The sequence below is a fragment of the Burkholderia sp. Ac-20344 genome, assembly GCF_017104975.1.
In the GTDB taxonomy this organism is placed as follows: domain Bacteria; phylum Pseudomonadota; class Gammaproteobacteria; order Burkholderiales; family Burkholderiaceae; genus Burkholderia.
The window spans coordinates 25855-43304 of sequence record NZ_JAAGPP010000073.1 but is presented as its reverse complement, the minus strand read 5'-3'; the positions used below and the strand labels follow the sequence as shown (position 1 = coordinate 43304).

16 protein-coding genes are annotated in these 17450 nt (G+C 66.7%); 9 read left to right on the top strand and 7 right to left on the bottom strand.

Features of this window, described 5'->3' with window-relative positions:
- A partial coding sequence (ssb, locus tag G3N64_RS22245) for a single-stranded DNA-binding protein (protein ID WP_205785839.1) occupies positions 1-403 on the bottom strand: 403 nt, incomplete at its 3' end.
- 101 nt (positions 404-504) lie between these two features.
- Positions 505-1692: an MFS transporter gene (locus G3N64_RS22240; protein WP_059489870.1), complete on the bottom strand. Its 1188-nt coding sequence runs from the start codon at positions 1690-1692 to the stop codon at positions 505-507.
- 264 nt (positions 1693-1956) lie between these two features.
- Between G3N64_RS22240 and uvrA the strand changes: the two genes are divergently transcribed.
- Together uvrA and G3N64_RS22230 are read left to right on the top strand one after the other, a co-directional pair.
- Positions 1957-4842, top strand: a complete 2886-nt coding sequence (gene uvrA, locus G3N64_RS22235; protein ID WP_205785838.1) for an excinuclease ABC subunit UvrA — start codon at positions 1957-1959, stop codon at positions 4840-4842.
- A gap of 254 nt (positions 4843-5096) precedes the next feature.
- Entirely contained in the window at positions 5097-6182 is a 1086-nt protein-coding gene (locus G3N64_RS22230) for an AI-2E family transporter (RefSeq protein WP_205785837.1), read from the top strand.
- A gap of 108 nt (positions 6183-6290) precedes the next feature.
- On the opposite strand, the gene purU is transcribed toward G3N64_RS22230, so the two are convergent.
- From purU to G3N64_RS22205, 5 genes are all read right to left on the bottom strand, one after another.
- The gene (gene purU, locus G3N64_RS22225) at positions 6291-7175 is read right to left on the bottom strand and encodes a formyltetrahydrofolate deformylase (RefSeq protein ID WP_027789109.1); all 885 of its coding nucleotides are present in this window, start codon (positions 7173-7175) and stop codon (positions 6291-6293) included.
- 73 nt (positions 7176-7248) lie between these two features.
- The gene (locus tag G3N64_RS22220; protein ID WP_205785836.1) at positions 7249-8115 is read right to left on the bottom strand and encodes a DUF4743 domain-containing protein; all 867 of its coding nucleotides are present in this window, start codon (positions 8113-8115) and stop codon (positions 7249-7251) included.
- Between the two features lie 5 nt (positions 8116-8120).
- Complete coding sequence (locus tag G3N64_RS22215) at positions 8121-8735, bottom strand: LysE family translocator (protein ID WP_205785835.1); 615 nt, start codon at positions 8733-8735, stop codon at positions 8121-8123.
- A 50-nt stretch (positions 8736-8785) separates the two neighbouring features.
- Positions 8786-9352, bottom strand: coding sequence for an adenine phosphoribosyltransferase (locus G3N64_RS22210; RefSeq protein WP_205785834.1), 567 nt, complete (start codon positions 9350-9352; stop codon positions 8786-8788).
- Between the two features lie 82 nt (positions 9353-9434).
- Positions 9435-11441, bottom strand: a complete 2007-nt coding sequence (locus G3N64_RS22205) for a monovalent cation:proton antiporter family protein (RefSeq protein WP_205785833.1) — start codon at positions 11439-11441, stop codon at positions 9435-9437.
- Positions 11442-11566: 125 nt separating this feature from the next.
- Here G3N64_RS22205 and kdsD point away from each other — a divergent pair, with 125 nt between their 5' ends.
- The 7 genes from kdsD (at position 11567) to raiA (ending at position 17346) form a co-directional block, all read left to right on the top strand.
- Positions 11567-12550: an arabinose 5-phosphate isomerase KdsD gene (gene kdsD, locus G3N64_RS22200; RefSeq protein WP_205785832.1), complete on the top strand. Its 984-nt coding sequence runs from the start codon at positions 11567-11569 to the stop codon at positions 12548-12550.
- Positions 12550-13086 (top strand): HAD family hydrolase, encoded by a 537-nt coding sequence (locus G3N64_RS22195; protein ID WP_205785831.1) that lies wholly within the window; start codon positions 12550-12552, stop codon positions 13084-13086. Before kdsD ends, G3N64_RS22195 begins: the two co-directional genes overlap by 1 nt.
- 3 nt (positions 13087-13089) lie before the next feature.
- Positions 13090-13704: an LPS export ABC transporter periplasmic protein LptC gene (gene lptC, locus G3N64_RS22190; RefSeq protein WP_205785830.1), complete on the top strand. Its 615-nt coding sequence runs from the start codon at positions 13090-13092 to the stop codon at positions 13702-13704.
- A 20-nt stretch (positions 13705-13724) separates the two neighbouring features.
- Positions 13725-14390 (top strand): lipopolysaccharide transport periplasmic protein LptA, encoded by a 666-nt coding sequence (gene lptA / locus G3N64_RS22185; RefSeq protein ID WP_006483139.1) that lies wholly within the window; start codon positions 13725-13727, stop codon positions 14388-14390.
- Positions 14387-15163, top strand: coding sequence for an LPS export ABC transporter ATP-binding protein (gene lptB, locus G3N64_RS22180; protein WP_059233172.1), 777 nt, complete (start codon positions 14387-14389; stop codon positions 15161-15163). The genes lptA and lptB overlap by 4 nt, the downstream gene beginning before the upstream one ends.
- A 159-nt stretch (positions 15164-15322) precedes the next feature.
- Complete coding sequence (locus G3N64_RS22175) at positions 15323-16828, top strand: RNA polymerase factor sigma-54 (RefSeq protein ID WP_205785829.1); 1506 nt, start codon at positions 15323-15325, stop codon at positions 16826-16828.
- A gap of 158 nt (positions 16829-16986) precedes the next feature.
- Positions 16987-17346, top strand: a complete 360-nt coding sequence (raiA, locus tag G3N64_RS22170; protein WP_006477786.1) for a ribosome-associated translation inhibitor RaiA — start codon at positions 16987-16989, stop codon at positions 17344-17346.
- Positions 17347-17450: the final 104 nt, after the last annotated feature.

Here is a 17450-nt window from a genome sequence, read left to right as displayed (position 1 = left end):
CACCACCACCACCGTAGCCGCCGCCGTAACCGCCTTCGTCACCGCCACCACCGCCGCCGCCCGCACCACCGCGGCCGCCGAGCATCTGCATCTGGTCGGCGACGATTTCGGTCGAGTAACGATCCTGGCCGTCCTGGCCCTGCCACTTGCGCGTGCGGATGCGGCCTTCGATATAGACCGACGAACCCTTCTTCAGGTATTCGCTGACGATTTCCGCCAGACGGCCGAAGAACGCGACGCGATGCCACTCGGTCATTTCCTTGAAATCGCCGCTTGCCTTGTCCTTGTAGCGGTCGGTCGTCGCGAGACGGATGTTCGCAACCGCGTCGCCGCTCGGCAGGTAACGGACTTCAGGATCGGCGCCGAGATTGCCGACGAGGATGACCTTGTTGACGGATGCCATGTGTTTCTCCAGTAAATTCGATGCCGGGCCGCCCGCTCATGCTGTCGGGGCGGCCCGCCGGGCAAGCCGGCGAACGCCGCCGGTACCTGCCAAAAGTGAGTTCAGGCCTTGCGCGGCGGCGCTTTCATGCTGGCCGCGATTATAAGCCACGCGGCCACGAGCCCAGAACACGTGTAGAACACGGTGTTCGCGCCGCCGTGCTTCAGCAGCCAGCCGCCCACGATGCCGCCGAGCGCGAGCCCGATCGACTGCGTGGTGTTGTAGACGCCCGTGGCCGCGCCCTTGCGCGAACCGGGCGCGAGCTTCGACACGAGCGACGGCTGCGACGCTTCCAGGATGTTGAAACCAAGGAAGTAAACGAAAAGAATCGCCGCCACAATCAGGATGGTATGCGGCGCGCTGCCCAACAACAATTGGCCGATCAGGATAGCCAGGATGCCGCCGAGCAGCACCGGCTTCATCTTGCCCCGTTTTTCCGCGACGATGATCGCCGGAACCATCATCACGAACGCGAGCCCCATCACCGGCAGGTAGACCTTCCAGTGCGCGGCGACCGGCAGGCCGCCGTCGACGAGCAGACGCGGCACGACGAGGAACAGGGCCGTCTGCGTCGCGTGCAGCACCAGCACGCCGAAGTTCAGGCGCAGCAGCTCGACGTTGTGCAGCACCTCGGCGAACGGCGCGGGCACGTGCACGGGCTTCGCCGCGTCGGGCACGATCCACAGCACGACGCCGATCGCGAGGATCGACAGCACGCCGACGATCGCGAACAGCCCGCTCATCCCGACCCAGTGGAACACGATCGGCGCACCGACGATCGCGACCGCGAACGACACGCCGATCGAGCCGCCGACCATCGCCATCGCTTTCGTGCGGTTCTGCTCGGAGGTCAGGTCGGCGATGAACGCGAGCACCGCGGACGACACCGCACCCATGCCCTGGATCACGCGGCCGACGATGATCCACGTGATGTCGTGCGCGAACGCGGCGACGAAGCTGCCGATCGCGAAGATCACGAGGCCCGTGGCGATCACCGGCTTGCGGCCGAACTTGTCGGACGCCCAGCCGTAGAAGATGTAGAACAGCGACTGCGTGACGCCGTAGGCCCCGAGCGCGATGCCGACGAGCAGCACGTTGTCGCCGCCCGGGATGGTTTTCGCGTAGACCGAGAACACCGGCATGATCATGAACAGGCCGAGCATGCGCAGCGCGAAGATCGCGGCGAGCGACGTGGTCGCGCGCAATTCGGGCGCAGTCATGCGGGAAGACGTGGCAGACGGATTGGACATCGGGAATGAATTTCGAATGATCGGAATGTCCGCCCGACACCGGGCGGCGGAAGATCAGGACCAGCGGCCCGGGAGGCTTGGCGGGCGACACGTCGGGGCAGGATTCAGGCAACCCGCAGGCCGCCCGGAACCGCGCGGCGCGGCCGCTTTCCCGGCGCAGGCGCCGCCTTGCTGCCACCTGCTGCTAAGGCTGGGGGCCCCAAACGACGGCCTCGAAAAGCCGTTATAGTAGCAGGTTTGGTTCCCTCCATTTTCGCCAGGTTCATGGAACAGATCCGTATCCGTGGGGCGCGTACCCACAACCTGAAAAACGTCAATCTCGACCTGCCGCGCCACAAGCTGGTCGTGATTACCGGGCTGTCCGGGTCGGGGAAATCGTCGCTCGCGTTCGATACCCTTTATGCCGAGGGCCAGCGCCGCTACGTCGAAAGCCTGTCCGCGTATGCCCGCCAGTTCCTGCAACTGATGGAGAAACCCGACGTCGACCTGATCGAAGGCCTGTCGCCCGCGATCTCGATCGAGCAGAAGGCGACGTCCCACAACCCGCGTTCGACCGTCGGCACGGTCACGGAAATCCACGACTACCTGCGACTTTTGTTCGCACGTGTCGGCACGCCGTACTGCCCCGACCATGACATCCCGCTGGAAGCGCAGAGCGTGTCGCAGATGGTCGACGCCGCACTGGCGCTGCCCGAGGAAACGAAGCTGATGATCCTCGCGCCCGTCGTCGCGAACCGCAAGGGCGAGCACGCCGAGCTGTTCGAGGACATGCAGGCGCAGGGTTTCGTGCGCTTTCGCGTGCGCTCGGGCGGCGGCACCGCGAACGAAGGCGTCGCGAAGATCTACGAGGTCGAGTCGCTGCCGAAGCTGAAGAAGAACGACAAGCACACGATCGACGTCGTCGTCGACCGCCTGAAGGTGCGCCCGGACATGAAGCAGCGCCTCGCCGAGTCGTTCGAGACGGCGTTGCGCCTCGCCGACGGCCGCGCGATCGCGCTCGAGATGGAGTCCGACCACGAGCACCTGTTCAGCTCGAAGTTCGCGTGCCCGATCTGCTCGTACTCGCTGCAGGAGCTCGAGCCGCGCCTGTTCTCGTTCAACAACCCGATGGGCGCGTGCCCGGAATGCGACGGCCTCGGCCAGATCACGTTCTTCGACCCGAAGCGGGTCGTCGCGCACCCGTCGCTGTCGCTCGCCGCCGGCGCCGTGAAGGGCTGGGACCGCCGCAACCAGTTCTACTTCCAGATGCTGCAGAGTCTTGCAGCCTTCTACGAATTCGATATCGACGCCGCGTTCGAGGACCTGCCGGAAAAGATCCGGAAGGTGCTGCTGTTCGGTTCGGGCAAGCAGACGATCCCGTTCTCGTACATCAACGAGCGCGGCCGCACGACGATCCGCGAACACGTGTTCGAAGGGATCATCCCGAACCTCGAGCGCCGCTACCGCGAGACCGATTCGGTCGCGGTGCGCGAAGAACTGTCGAAGTACCAGAACAACCAGCCGTGCCCGTCGTGCGACGGCACGCGCCTGCGCCGCGAGGCGCGCCACGTGCGGGTCGGCACCGGCGACTACGCGCGCGGCATCTATGAAATCAGCGGCTGGCCGCTGCGCGACGCGCTCGGTTATTTCGACGGCCTGACGCTCGACGGCGCGAAGCGCGAGATCGCCGACAAGGTGATCAAGGAAATCGTCGCGCGCCTGACGTTCCTGAACAACGTCGGCCTCGACTACCTGTCGCTCGAGCGCAGCGCCGAAACGCTGTCGGGCGGCGAGGCGCAGCGCATCCGGCTCGCGTCGCAGATCGGCTCGGGCCTCACGGGCGTGATGTACGTGCTCGACGAGCCGTCGATCGGCCTGCACCAGCGCGACAACGACCGCCTGATCTCGACGCTCAAGCACCTGCGCGACCTCGGCAACTCGGTGATCGTCGTCGAGCACGACGAGGACATGATCCGCACGGCCGACTATGTCGTCGACATGGGCCCGGGCGCCGGCGAGCACGGCGGCGTGGTGGTGGCCGAAGGCACGCCGAAGCAGGTGCAGTCGAACCCGCAGTCGCTCACCGGCCAGTACCTGGTCGGCAAGCGCACGATCGAATACCCGGACGAGCGGATCGCACCCGATCCCGAGCGGATGCTGCGCATCGTCGACGCGCACGGCAACAACCTGAAGCACGTCGATCTCGAGCTGCCGGTCGGCCTCTTGACCTGCATCACCGGCGTGTCGGGCTCCGGCAAGTCGACGCTGATCAACGACACGCTGTATCACGCGGTCGCGCGCCACCTGTACGGCTCGTCGGCCGAGCCGGCGCCGCACGAGGCGATCGAAGGCCTCGAGCACTTCGACAAGGTGATCAACGTCGACCAGTCGCCGATCGGCCGCACCCCGCGCTCGAACCCGGCTACGTATACGGGCCTGTTCACGCCGATCCGCGAGCTGTTCTCGGGCGTGCCGACCTCGAAGGAGCGCGGCTACGATCCGGGCCGCTTCTCGTTCAACGTGAAGGGCGGCCGCTGCGAATCGTGCCAGGGCGACGGCGTGCTGAAGGTGGAAATGCACTTCCTGCCGGACGTCTACGTGCCGTGCGACGTGTGCCACGGCAAGCGCTACAACCGCGAAACGCTCGAAGTGCAGTACAAGGGCAAGAACATCAGCGAAGTGCTCGACATGACCGTCGAGCACGCGTACGCGTTCTTCAGTGCGGTGCCGGTCATCGCGCGCAAGCTGAAGACGCTGCTCGACGTCGGCCTCGGCTACATCCGCCTCGGCCAGTCGGCCACGACGCTGTCGGGCGGCGAGGCGCAACGCGTGAAGCTGTCGCTCGAACTGTCCAAGCGCGACACCGGCCGCACGCTGTACATCCTCGACGAACCGACCACCGGCCTGCACTTCCACGACATCGCACTGCTGCTGGAAGTGATCCACCGGCTGCGCGACCAGGGCAACACGGTCGTGATCATCGAGCACAACCTCGACGTGATCAAGACGGCCGATTGGGTGATCGACCTCGGCCCCGAAGGCGGTGCCGGCGGCGGCCAGATCATCGCGCAGGGCACGCCCGAGCAGGTCGCGAAGACGAAAGCGAGCTTTACCGGCAAGTACCTCGCACCGCTGCTCAAGCGTCCGACCCGCAAGGTCGCCGCGGGCTGACGCTTCCCGCCGCCCCTCCCCTCCCGCGCGCGGCCGCCCGGCCGCGCGCCCCCTCTCCGCACCGCGCAACCGGTCTCCTCTCGTTTTCCCTTCTGCGTTTACACCACGCGCCAAACGGCCCCGTTGCGGACCATAATGGCGGCTATACTTTACGGTCGTAAGGTTCGCCGCACGCACCAATCCGGTGCAGCGCCGGGCGAACACGGCTCTGCCGCGCATTCCGCGGCATGACACACGAACGACAGGAATCCATGATGGAGAAGCAACCAGACTCGTCGCGCGATGCGCAGAATCGCGAACCGCACCTGCGCAGCGTGCGGCTGACGAGTGACTTCAGCCTGCCGAAGCTGTCAGCACTCGAGATCGGCAGCTATGCGTTCGCGATCGTCGCCATGTGGCTCGTGATCGAGCTCAAGCTGCTCGGCGGGCTGCTGGCCGGCCTGCTCGTCTACCAGTTGATCCACACGATCGCCCCCGTGATCGAACGCCACACCACGAGCATGCGCGCGCGCTGGGTCGCCGTCGTGCTGCTGGCGATCGCGATCGTCGGCGCACTGACGGGCTTGACGATCGGCATCATCGAACACTTCGAGCGCACGGTGCCGAACCTGCAAAGCCTGCTCGACCAGCTGATGCAGATCGTCGAGCAGACCCGCGCACGCACGCCGGCCTGGATTGCGAGCCTGCTGCCCGTGGACGTCGAGCAGATGAAGACGAAGGCCGCCGTGCTGATGCACTCGCACATGGACCAGCTCCAGCAAAGCGGCAAGAGCGTCGCGCGCGGCTTCGGCCACGTGCTGTTCGGGATGATCATCGGCGCGATGATCGCGATCGGCGTCGAGCACGGCAAGGTGCGCCGGCCACTGTCCACGGCGCTCGTCACGCGCGTGTCGCGCTTCGCCGACGCATTCCGCCGGATCGTGTTCGCGCAGATCAAGATCTCGGCGATCAACGCGGTGTTCACGGGCATCTACCTGCTCGTCGCCCTGCCGATCTTCCACCAGCGGTTGCCGCTGTCGAAAACGCTCGTGCTCGTCACGTTCATCGTCGGGCTGCTGCCCGTGATCGGCAACCTGATCTCGAACACGCTGATCGTCGCCGTGTCGCTGTCGGTCAGCATGGGCACCGCGATCGCGTCGCTGGCGTTCCTCGTGGTCATCCACAAGCTCGAATACTTCCTGAACGCGAAGATCATCGGCGGCCAGATCGAGTCGCGTGCGTGGGAGCTGCTGCTCGCGATGCTGATCATGGAAGCCGCGTTCGGGCTGCCGGGCGTGATCGCCGCGCCGATCTTCTATGCGTACCTGAAGCGCGAGCTGTACCTGCTGCGGCTGATCTGAAGCAGCCCGCGCGTCAAAGCGATAAAAAACGCCGCGCCCGTGAAGGGCGCGGCGTTTTTGCTTGTGGAAGCCCGCGATCCGGGGGCCGGATGGCCCGCGCCCGGCAAATCAGCGGAACACGACCGTCTTCGTGCCATTCAGCACGATCCGGTGCTCGACGTGCCACTTCACCGCACGCGCGAGCGTCACGCACTCGACGTCGCGGCCGATCGCGGTCAGCTGGTCGGGCGTCATGCTGTGGTCGACGCGCTCGACTTCCTGCTCGATGATCGGGCCTTCGTCGAGATCGGTCGTCACGTAGTGCGCGGTCGCACCGATCAGCTTCACGCCGCGATCGAACGCCTGGTAGTACGGCTTCGCGCCCTTGAAGCTCGGCAGGAACGAATGGTGGATGTTGATCGCGCGGCCGGCGAGCTGCTCGCACATGTTCGGCGACAGGATCTGCATGTAGCGCGCAAGCACGACGAGATCGGCCTGGTGCTCGTCGATCACTTCCAGCACGCGCGCTTCCTGTGCAGCCTTCGCGGCATCGGACGAGCCGCCGATCAGCGGGAAGTGATGGAACGGGATGTTGTAGCTCGCGGCGAGCTGATAGAACTCCTTGTGGTTCGACACGATCGCCGGAATCTCGATCGGCAGCTGGCCGGTGCGATAGCGGAACAGCAGGTCGTTCAGGCAGTGGCCGATCTTCGACACCATGATCACGACGCGCGGCTTCACGGCCGCGTCGTGCAGTTCCCAGCGCATCGAGAACTGTTCGGCGAGCGGCGCGAATTCCTTGCGCAGCGTGTCGAGCGCCGTCGCGACATCCGCGCCGCCGCCGTCCTGCTCGAAGTGCACGCGCATGAAGAATTCGCTGGTGCGGCTGTCGCCGAACTGCGCCGAATCGAGGATGTTGTTGCTGCGCTCGAACAGGAAGCCCGAGACCGCATGGACGATGCCGTGCCGGTCGGGGCACGACAGTTTCAAGATAAAGCTGTGATCGGTCGGCATGACCGCTACTCCCTTCGTTTCCGTATTCGTCAAATTGCCCGTTCGCGCCGCCGGACTGCGTGCGCGGCACGCGTCACGCGGCCGGTGCGAACAGTGCGTCGATGCCCGCCGCGTCGGCCGCCGGGATCCAGCGGTGGCGCAGCAGCGTGTCGAGCGTCGCGAGGCTCGCATCCATCGTCGCGCGGCCGGCGCGCAGCCAGCCGATCACCTCGGGCACGCCGGCCAACAGGTGCTCGGCCACTTCGCCGTCCTGGTTGCGCGGCGCGAAATCGCGCGGCAGCGGCAGGTCGTACACGAAGATCAGTTCGGACTGCGTGCCTTCCGGCAGCGAGCACAGCACCTGCACCGCGCGGCCCGCGATCGCGCGCGCGGCCAGTTCGGCCGGAATGCCGGCTTCTTCCCAGCATTCCTTCGCGAGCGTCTCGTGAACGCCCAGGCCCCAGCCGATCCCGCCCGCGACGACGTTGTCGAGCATGCCGGGGTCGGTTGCCTTGGTCTCGCTGCGGCGGCCGAGCCACATCTGCGGGACGGCCGCGGCGGACGTTTCGCCCGGCGCAACCGCATATTCTACGATGCCGTTCAGATGCACCGCATAAGTCTGCGTGCCGAAGAAGCGCGACGCGGCGCGCTCGATGTACGCGAGCGGCGGATCGTCGAAGCGGTTGCGGATCGCGTAGATCTCGTCGCGCCAGCCGGGAATCGCGCCTTCGGCCGCGAGTGCGCCGATTGCGCTCGCCAGCGCCATGCTGCGTGCGTCGACCGAGTCGTAGCGCGCCGACAGCGCGACGCGCTCAGCGGTCAGCTCGAACACGTCGGGCCAGCGGGCGAGCATGGCGACGTCCTGGCGGCGCACCCAGCCGACCGCCTGGCCGGCGATCTCGAAACGCAGGTGCGCGGCCGGATCGAAGCGGCGCGCGGCCGCAATGCACGGAAACGTCATCGCGATCAGTCCTTCAGCGCGACGCGGATACCGATCGCGATGAACGTCGCGCCGGCGATCCGGTCGAGCCACACGCCAGCCTTCGGGCGGCGCTTCAGCCACGCGCCGATCATGCCTGCGCCGACGCCGAACAGCGAAAAGATCGCGGCCGTCTGCAGCATGAACAACGCGCCGAGTTCGAACATCTGCAGCGTCACGCTCTGCCCGCCGCGCGGATCGACGAACTGCGGCAGGAACACGACGAAGAACAGCGTGACCTTCGGGTTCATCAGGTTGCCGATCACGCTCTGCCGGAAGATCGTGCCGAGCGGCTGCGGCGGACGCGCATGCGCATTCGCGAGGCCCTGGCTGCGCAGCGCCTTGATGCCGATCCACACGAGGTACGCGGCGCCCGCGAGCTTCAGGATCTCGAACGCGACCGGCGACGAACGCAGCACGGCCGCGACGCCCAGCGCCGCGAGCGTCGTGTGGAACAGGATCCCGGCGGTGAAGCCGAGCGCGGCGACGAAGCCGGCCGCGCGGCCCTGCGAGATGCCGCGCGCGAGCACCTGCAGGTTGTCGGGCCCCGGCGCGAACGTGATCGCGATCGACGTGGCGAGAAACAGCATGAAGTTGGGCATCGTGACCTCGCTGCTAACGTGAATTCAGGTGGATTCAGGCAGGCCGGCGTTCAGTGGCCGGCAAATTCGGTGACGGTATAGACGGGTAGCCCCGCGTTGCGCAGCAGCGCCGAGCCGCCGAGATCGGGCAGGTCGATGATCGCCGCGCCTTCGACCACTTCCGCGCCGAGCCGCTGCAGCAGGTTGCGCCCCGCCATCATCGTGCCGCCGGTCGCAATCAGGTCGTCCATGATGATCACGCGGTCGCCGGGGCGGCATGCGTCCTCATGGATCTCGACCGTCGCGCTGCCGTATTCGAGGTCGTACGATTCCGAGCGCGTCTTGTACGGCAGCTTGCCGACCTTGCGGATCGGCACGAAGCCGACGCTCAGTTCGTACGCGACGATCGGCGCGATGATGAAGCCACGCGCGTCGAGGCCCGCGACATAGTCGAGCTTCGCATCGACATAGCGCTCGACGAACAGGTCGACGAGGATGCGCAGCGCCTTCGGGCTCTGCAGCAGCGTCGTGATGTCGCGGAACATCACGCCCGGCTGCGGCCAGTCGGGCACCGTGCGGATCTGGCTGTGGATGAAGGCGACCGGATCGAGCGGTGCGCCCGGCGACGAATGCGGCATGAAACTCTCCGAAAAAAACGGTGCGCGAAGATCGGGCACCGTTTCGAATCAATACGGGTCGGATTATCAAACCGAGCCCGGCTCAGGCGGCCGCGGCTGGCGGATCGCGTCGATGGCGCGACAGCCGCTCCTCCGCGAGCGCGAGCGCCTCGGGCAGCCCGCGCAGCACGACGATGTCGCTCGCGCGCAGCTTGGTCTGCGGATCGGGTTCGACGCCGCGGATGCCGTGCCGGCGGATCGCCGTGACTTCGAGCCCGAGCGCATACAGCCCGAGTTCTTCCAGCGAACGCCCGACCGCGTCCGCGCGCGCATCGACCGGCACCGATTGTAGCCGCACCTGCTCGTGGTCGTCGTCGTCCGCGTCGTCCGCGCCGCGGAAATAGCCGCGCAGCAGGCTGTAGCGTTCGTCGCGCATTTCCTCGACGCGCCGCACGACCTTGCGCATCGGCACGCCGACCAGCACCAGCGTGTGCGACGCGAGCATCAGGCTGCCCTCGACGATCTCCGGAATCACCTCGGTCGCGCCGGCCGCGAGCAGCTTCTCCAGATCGGCATCGTCGACGGTGCGCACGATCGCGGGCAGCGTCGGCTCGAGCTCGTGCACGTGATGCAGCACGCGCAGCGCGGACGGCGTGTTCGCGTAGGTGATCGCCACCGCCGCCGCGCGGTGGATACCGGCCGCGAGCAGCGACTCGCGGCGCGCCGCGTCGCCGAACACGACCGATTCGCCGGCCGCCGCGGCCGCGCTCACGCGATCGGGGTCGAGGTCGAGCGCGACGTACGAAATGCCTTCCTGTTCGAGCATCCGCGCCAGGTTCTGGCCCGCGCGGCCGTAGCCGCAGATGATCACGTGGCCGCGCTGCTTGAGGCTTTGCGTCGCGATCCGCGTCATTTGCAGCGACTGCTGCATCCATTCGGTCGACGACAGCCGCATCACGATCCGGTCGGCGTTCTGGATCAGGAACGGCGCGGCGAGCATCGACAGCAGCATCGACGCGAGGATCGCCTGCAACAGCGTCGAATCGACGAGATGCCGGTCGAGGATCAGGTTCAGCAGCACGAAGCCGAATTCGCCGGCCTGCGCGAGCCCGATGCCGGTGCGCATCGCGACGCCCGGCGTCGCGCCGAACAGCCGCGCGAGCCCGGCGATCATCGTCCCCTTGAACAGGATCTGCCCGACGAAGAAACCGAGCACGAGGAACGGGTGCTCCCAGATCACGCGCGGATCGAGCAGCATCCCGGTCGTCACGAAGAACAGGCCGAGCAGCACGTCGCGGAACGGCTTGATGTCCTCCTCCACCTGATGGCGGAACGGCGTCTCGGAAATGAGCATCCCCGCGATGAACGCGCCGAGCGCGAGCGACAGGCCGAAGCGGTCGGTGATGAACGCGGCGCCGAGCGTGACGAGCAGCAGGTTCAGCACGAACAGCTCCTGCGAGCGGCGCCGCGCGACGACGTTGAGCCAGCGCGTCATGAAGCGCTGGCCGACGATCAGCAGCAGCGCAAGCGCGATCACGATCTTGACGGCCGCGAAGCCGAGCGTGATCGCGAGGTCCTTCGACGATTCGGCGCCGAATGCGGCGATCACGATCAGCAGCGGCACCACCGCGAGATCCTGGAACAGCAGCACGCCGAAGATGTTGCGGCCGTGCTCGGTCTCGATCTCGAGCCGCTCGGCGAGCATCTTCGACACGATCGCCGTCGACGACATCGCGAGCGCGCCGCCGAGCGCGACGGCGCCCTGCCACGTGATGTGCACCCAGCGCTCGAACAGGAAGCCAAGCACGACTGCGAGCACGAGCGTCGCGACGACCTGCAGCAGCCCGAGCCCGAACACGAGCCGCTGCATCGCCCTCAGCTTCGCGAGCGAGAACTCGAGGCCGATCGAAAACATCAGGAACACCACGCCGAATTCCGCGAGATGCTCGGCCCGCTCCAGATCTTCCGCGATGCCGAACGCATGCGGGCCGACCAGGATGCCGACGGTCAGGTAGCCGAGCATCGGCGGCAGGTTCAACGAGCGGAATACGACGACGCCCACCACTGAGGCCAGCAGCAGCAGCAGGGTCATTTCGAGCGGGGAAATCACGGGCGAAGCGTCCTCGTTCGTCGGGGCCACGGCAATGCGGGCGCGGGTGGTGGCGGTGGTCAGGCGACATCGGACGAGTCCGAAGGCCCGGCGCGGCGAACAAACGCCTTTGCTATACTCCGCGCATGATAGCGAAAATCAATGATGATCGGGCGCTCGCGCTCGCCCGCGACGTGCTCGACATCGAGGCGGACGCCGTGCGCGCGCTGCGCGACCAGCTCAACGGCGGCTTCGTCCAGGCCGTTGCGCTGCTGCTCGGCTGCCGCGGCCGCGTGGTGGTGTCCGGCATCGGCAAATCGGGGCATATCGCCCGCAAGATCGCGGCCACGCTGGCCAGCACCGGCACGCCGGCCTTCTTCGTCCACCCTGCCGAGGCCAGCCACGGCGACCTCGGGATGGTCACCTCCGACGACGTCTTCATCGGCATCTCCTATTCCGGCGAATCCGAAGAACTCGTCGCGATCCTGCCGCTCGTGAAGCGGATCGGCGCGAAGCTGATCGCAATCACGGGCCGCGCGGAATCGAGCCTCGGCACACTCGCCGACGTGAACCTGAATGCCGCGGTCGCAAAGGAAGCGTGCCCGATGAACCTCGCGCCCACCGCGAGCACGACCGCCGCGCTCGCCCTCGGCGACGCGCTCGCCGTCGCCGTGCTCGACGCGCGCGGCTTCGGTTCGGAAGATTTCGCGCGCTCGCACCCGGGCGGCGCACTCGGCCGGCGCCTGCTCACCTATGTGCGCGACGTGATGCGCTCGGGCGACGACGTCCCGTCCGTCGGGCTCGACGCGACGCTGTCGGACGCCCTGTTCCAGATCACCGCGAAGCGCCTCGGCATGACCGCCGTGGTCGATGCCGACGGCAAGGTCGCCGGCATCTTCACGGACGGCGACCTGCGCCGCGTGCTCGCGCGCGACGGCGACTTCCGCACGCTGCCGATCACCGATGTCATGACGCGCAACCCGCGCACGGTTGCGCCGGATCACCTGGCGGTCGAGGCCGTGGAACTGATGGAGCGCCACCGGATCAACCAGATGCTGGTGGTCGATGCCGACGGCGTGCTGATCGGCGCGCTGAACATGCACGACCTGTTTTCGAAGAAGGTGATCTGATGAGCGCAGCGCTGACTGCGGCCGAACGCGCAAGCCGCGTGAAGCTGATGATTTTCGACGTCGACGGCGTGCTGACCGACGGCGGCCTGCTGTTTACCGCGGCCGGCGACACGATGAAGTCGTTCAATTCGCTCGACGGCCACGGCGTGAAGCTGCTCGGCGAAGCCGGCATCGCAACCGCGATCATCACGGGCCGCCGCTCGGACATCGTCGCGGCGCGCGCGAAGGAAATGAAGATCGCCCACCTGTTCCAGGGGGTCGAGAACAAGCTCGCCGTGTTCGCGGACCTGATCGCCTCGCTCGGCCTCACCGCCGACCAGTGCGGGTACATGGGCGACGACTGGCCCGACCTGCCCGTGATGCTGCGCTGCGGCTTCGCGACGGCCCCCGCGAACGCACACCCCGAGGTGATCGCCCGCGCGCACTGGGTGGCCGAGGCCCGCGGCGGCCAGGGCGCCGTGCGCGAAGTCTGCGACGCGCTCCTGCGCGCGCAGCGCCGCTACGACGCGCTGCTCGCAGCCGCCTGCGGAGCCTGACGGATGAACTCGCATTTCCGTTGGACCCAGCTGCTGCCGCTCGCCGCGGTCGCCGCGCTCGCGGGCATCACCTGGTGGCTGCTGCAGGCCACGCTGCCGCCGCCCGGTGAAGGTACCGTGCAGCCGAAGCGCCATACGCCCGACTATTTCGCGGACAACTTCTCGGTCACCGAGCTCGACCAGTCCGGCTCGACCCAGTACCGGCTGACGGCCGCGAAGCTGATCCATTACGAAGACACCGAAAACAGCGACCTGACCGATCCGGCCATGCGCGCGTTCCAGCCCGGCAAGCCGGTCGTGACGACCACCGCGAAGCGCGGCACCGTCAACGGCGACGTGTCGATCGTCGACTTGTACGACGACGCGCGTATCCTGCGCGCGGCCGGCGGCGGCGATCCGCAGATGCAGGCCGATTCCCAGCATTTCCGGATCTTCGTCAATGACGATGTGATCCAGACCGAAAAGCCGGTTAAACTTCAGCGCGGCCTGTCGCTCGTCAACGCGACCGACGGCATGAAGTACAACAACGTCACCCGGGTCATCGAGCTTTACGGCAACGTGCGCGGCACGATTGCCGCGGCGGACACGTCCGGCGGCTCGAAAGGTCAACCCAAGTGACGCTTCCCTCACGTGACTGCATGAACGAACCGTTCCCTCGACAGATTTCCGGCGGCGCTGCGCGCGCCGTCCGCGCCGCGCTTGCCGCGACGCTCGTGGCGCTCCCGCTGGTCGGGCTGGCGCCGCTCGCCCATGCCGAGAAGGCCGACCAGAACAAGCCCATCAACGTCGAGGCCGACAACCTGACCTATGACGATCTGAAGCAGGTCACGGTCGCGACCGGCAACGTCGTGATCACGAAGGGCACGATCATCATCAAGGGCGATCGCGTCGAAGTGCGCCAGGACCCGGAAGGCTATCAGTACGCCACCTCGTTCGGCAGCGGCAAGAAGCACGCGACGTTCCGCCAGAAGCGCGAAGGCCTCGACGAGTACATCGACGGCGACGCCGAGCGCATCGACTACGACGGCAAGCAGGACCTGACCACGCTGACCACCGCCGCGACCGTGCGCCGCCTGCAGGGCACGTCGACTGTCGCCGATACCGTGCACGGCAGCGTGATCACGTACGACGGCCAGCGCGACTTCTACACCGCGAAGGGCGGCAAGGACGTCGCCGCGCCGGGCAACCCGAACGGCCGCGTGCGCGCGATGCTGTCGCCGAAGAACGGCGGCCCCGCGCCGCTGAACGGCGCGCCGGCGAAGCTGTCGCCGTCGACCACGATCCAGGGGGCGCCGGGCCAATGAACGCGCTACCGAACCGCCAGCCGGCCGGCACCACGAGCTCGCTCGTCGTCCGCAACCTGAAGAAGCGCTACGGCTCGCGCACGGTCGTCAAGGACGTGTCGCTCGACGTGAAGAGCGGCGAAGTCGTCGGCCTGCTCGGCCCGAACGGCGCCGGCAAGACCACGTCGTTCTACATGATCGTCGGCCTCGTGCCGCTCGACGCGGGCGAGATCTCGCTGAACGGCAGCTCGATCAGCCTGCTGCCGATCCACAAGCGCGCATCGCTCGGCCTGTCGTACCTGCCGCAGGAAGCGTCCGTGTTCCGCAAGCTGACCGTCGAGGAGAACATCCGCGCGGTGCTCGAGCTGCAGTACGGCGAAGACGGCAAGCGGCTGTCGAAGGACGCGATCTCGTCGCGCACCGAAGCGCTGCTCGACGAGCTGCAGATCGGCCACCTGCGCGAGAATCCCGCGCTGTCGCTGTCGGGCGGCGAGCGGCGCCGGGTCGAAATCGCACGCGCGCTGGCAACCAACCCGAACTTCATCCTGCTTGACGAACCGTTCGCCGGCGTCGACCCGATCGCGGTGCTCGAGATCCAGAAGATCGTCAAGTTCCTGAAGCAGCGCAACATCGGCGTGCTGATTACCGATCACAACGTCCGCGAAACGCTCGGCATCTGCGACCACGCCTACATCATCAGCGACGGCTCGGTGCTCGCCGCCGGTGCGCCGAGCGAAATCATCGAAAACGAAAGCGTACGCCGCGTGTACCTCGGCGAACATTTCCGGATGTAACTCTCCCTCGTGGCTGGCTGCACCCCGCCCGGCATCGCCGCGCGGGGCCGCGCCCCGCTTCGCGGCCATGCCCGCGGCCAGGCGGCGCGCCGCGCGTAATCGCGGATGGCTCAACGCGCCTGGGTCGTGGCAAACTGCCGGTATGACTCCCTCCTTGCCATGAAAGCCAGCCTTCAACTCCGCCTGTCGCAACATCTGGCGCTGACGCCCCAGCTACAGCAGTCGATCCGGCTCCTGCAGTTGTCGACGCTCGAATTGCAGCAGGAAGTCGCGATGGCCGTCGCGCAGAATCCGCTGCTCGAGAACGACGACGAATGGATCGCGAGCCCGCTGCGGGTCGCAGCGGACGGATCGTTGATCGCGCAGACGCCTCCCGCACAGAACACCGAGCCTGCTGCGACAAATAGCAGCAGTTCGTCAAGCGACCGCGCCGAGCGTGACGAGCCGGCCGGCGCGGACGAATACGACAGTTATGCGTCCGGCGACGGCAACGACGGCCCGCAGTGGAACCTCGACGAATTCGGCCGCTCGAGCGGCGCGTCCGACGACGACGACCTCCCGCCGCTGCAGGTGCAGGAAGCGGCGACGTCGCTGCGCGACCACCTGTCCGCGCAGTTGCGCGTCACGCAGGCCGGCCCGCGCGATCGCGCGCTCGTGATGTTCCTGATCGAATCGCTCGACGACGACGGCTACTTGACCGCCACGCTCGACGAAGTGCTCGCCGACCTGCCGCCCGAGCTGGAGATAGACTGCGACGAACTGAACGCGGCGCTCGCGCTGCTGCACAGCTTCGACCCGGCCGGGGTCGGTGCCCGCTCGGCATCCGAGTGCCTGAAGCTGCAGTTGCTGCGCCTCGATCCGTCCCCGACACGCACGCTCGCGCTCGAGATCGTGTCGCAGCATCTCGAACTGCTCGCCGCCCGCGACTTCACGCGGCTGCGCAAGCACCTGAAGGCGAGCGACGACGCGCTGCGCGACGCGCACATGCTGATCCGCTCGCTGGAGCCGTTCCCCGGCGCCGCGTACGGCAAGGCCGAGGCCGACTACGTCGTGCCCGACATCATCGTGAAGAAGGCCGGCCAGGGATGGCTCGCGGAGCTCAATCCGGAGGTCGTGCCGCGCCTGCGGATCAACAACCTCTACGCGAACATCCTGCGCAACAGCCGCGGCGATCCGTCGGCCGGTTCGCTCAAGCAACAGCTCCAGGAAGCACGCTGGCTGATCAAAAACATTCAGCAGCGATTCGACACGATCCTGCGTGTCGCACAGGCTATTGTCGAGCGTCAGAAGAACTTCTTTGCGCACGGTGAAATTGCCATGCGCCCCTTGGTTTTGCGGGAAATAGCTGATACGCTGGGCCTACACGAGTCGACTGTCAGCCGTGTGACAACCGGGAAGTACATGCTGACCCCGTTCGGGACGCTTGAATTTAAGTACTTCTTCGGATCTCACGTCTCGACCGACACCGGAGGCGCCGCATCGTCGACTGCCATCCGAGCCCTCATCAAGCAACTGATAGGAGCTGAAGACCCAAAAGCGCCACTTTCGGACAGCCGCATTGCCGAGCTGCTGGCAGAACAGGGTTTCGTGGTCGCGCGCCGCACGGTTGCGAAATATCGCGAAGCCCTCAAGATCCCGGCAGTGAATCTGCGCAAGTCTCTTTAAGCCTGCTGCCTGCCCGGCGGCAGGCGTGTTCCGGCCACCGCGCATACGGGGAACAGGCCGGGCGACCTGTCCGCGATACGCCGTCTCGTGCGGCACGGGCAAGTCGACCGGAGCGCCGCCTCGATGCGGCCGCGTGGTCACTCGCTTGGAGAAGCACTATGAACCTGAAGATCAGTGGACATCATCTCGAAGTCACGCCTGCAATTCGCGAATACGTGATCACCAAGCTGGACCGGGTGCTACGGCATAGCGATCAGGTGATCGATGGCACTGTGATCCTCTCGGTCGACAACCACAAGGAAAAGGACAAGCAGCAGCGCGCGGAAATCAACCTGCACCTGAAGGGCAAGGACATCTTCGTCGAAAGCGCGAACGGTAACCTGTACGCGGCGATCGACCTGCTGATCGACAAGCTGGACCGCCAGGTCGTCAAGCACATGGAGCGCCTGCAAACGCACGCGCACGACCCGATCAAGCTTCAACCGTCGATCGACCAGATCGAACTGCCGCCGCAGTAACCTTCACCGCAACACACACGTCGCCCGGTTCGCCGGGCGTTTTTTTTGCGACTCCGCGCAGTGGTGCAACCGGTCCGTCCGCGCTGCGCCACGCACGCGGCTGT

Coding starts and splice junctions, on each gene's coding strand:
- G3N64_RS22230 (WP_205785837.1), top strand. CDS start 5,097: ATGGAGAAGCAACCAGACTCGTCGCGCGATGCGCAGAATCGCGAACCG.
- G3N64_RS22220 (WP_205785836.1), bottom strand. CDS start 8,115: ATGACGTTTCCGTGCATTGCGGCCGCGCGCCGCTTCGATCCGGCCGCG.
- G3N64_RS22215 (WP_205785835.1), bottom strand. CDS start 8,735: ATGCCCAACTTCATGCTGTTTCTCGCCACGTCGATCGCGATCACGTTC.
- lptA (WP_006483139.1), top strand. CDS start 13,725: ATGAACGAACCGTTCCCTCGACAGATTTCCGGCGGCGCTGCGCGCGCC.
- purU (WP_027789109.1), bottom strand. CDS start 7,175: ATGCCGACCGATCACAGCTTTATCTTGAAACTGTCGTGCCCCGACCGG.
- G3N64_RS22240 (WP_059489870.1), bottom strand. CDS start 1,692: ATGTCCAATCCGTCTGCCACGTCTTCCCGCATGACTGCGCCCGAATTG.
- raiA (WP_006477786.1), top strand. CDS start 16,987: ATGAACCTGAAGATCAGTGGACATCATCTCGAAGTCACGCCTGCAATT.
- G3N64_RS22195 (WP_205785831.1), top strand. CDS start 12,550: ATGAGCGCAGCGCTGACTGCGGCCGAACGCGCAAGCCGCGTGAAGCTG.
- lptB (WP_059233172.1), top strand. CDS start 14,387: ATGAACGCGCTACCGAACCGCCAGCCGGCCGGCACCACGAGCTCGCTC.
- lptC (WP_205785830.1), top strand. CDS start 13,090: ATGAACTCGCATTTCCGTTGGACCCAGCTGCTGCCGCTCGCCGCGGTC.
- G3N64_RS22175 (WP_205785829.1), top strand. CDS start 15,323: ATGAAAGCCAGCCTTCAACTCCGCCTGTCGCAACATCTGGCGCTGACG.
- G3N64_RS22210 (WP_205785834.1), bottom strand. CDS start 9,352: ATGCCGCATTCGTCGCCGGGCGCACCGCTCGATCCGGTCGCCTTCATC.
- uvrA (WP_205785838.1), top strand. CDS start 1,957: ATGGAACAGATCCGTATCCGTGGGGCGCGTACCCACAACCTGAAAAAC.
- kdsD (WP_205785832.1), top strand. CDS start 11,567: ATGATAGCGAAAATCAATGATGATCGGGCGCTCGCGCTCGCCCGCGAC.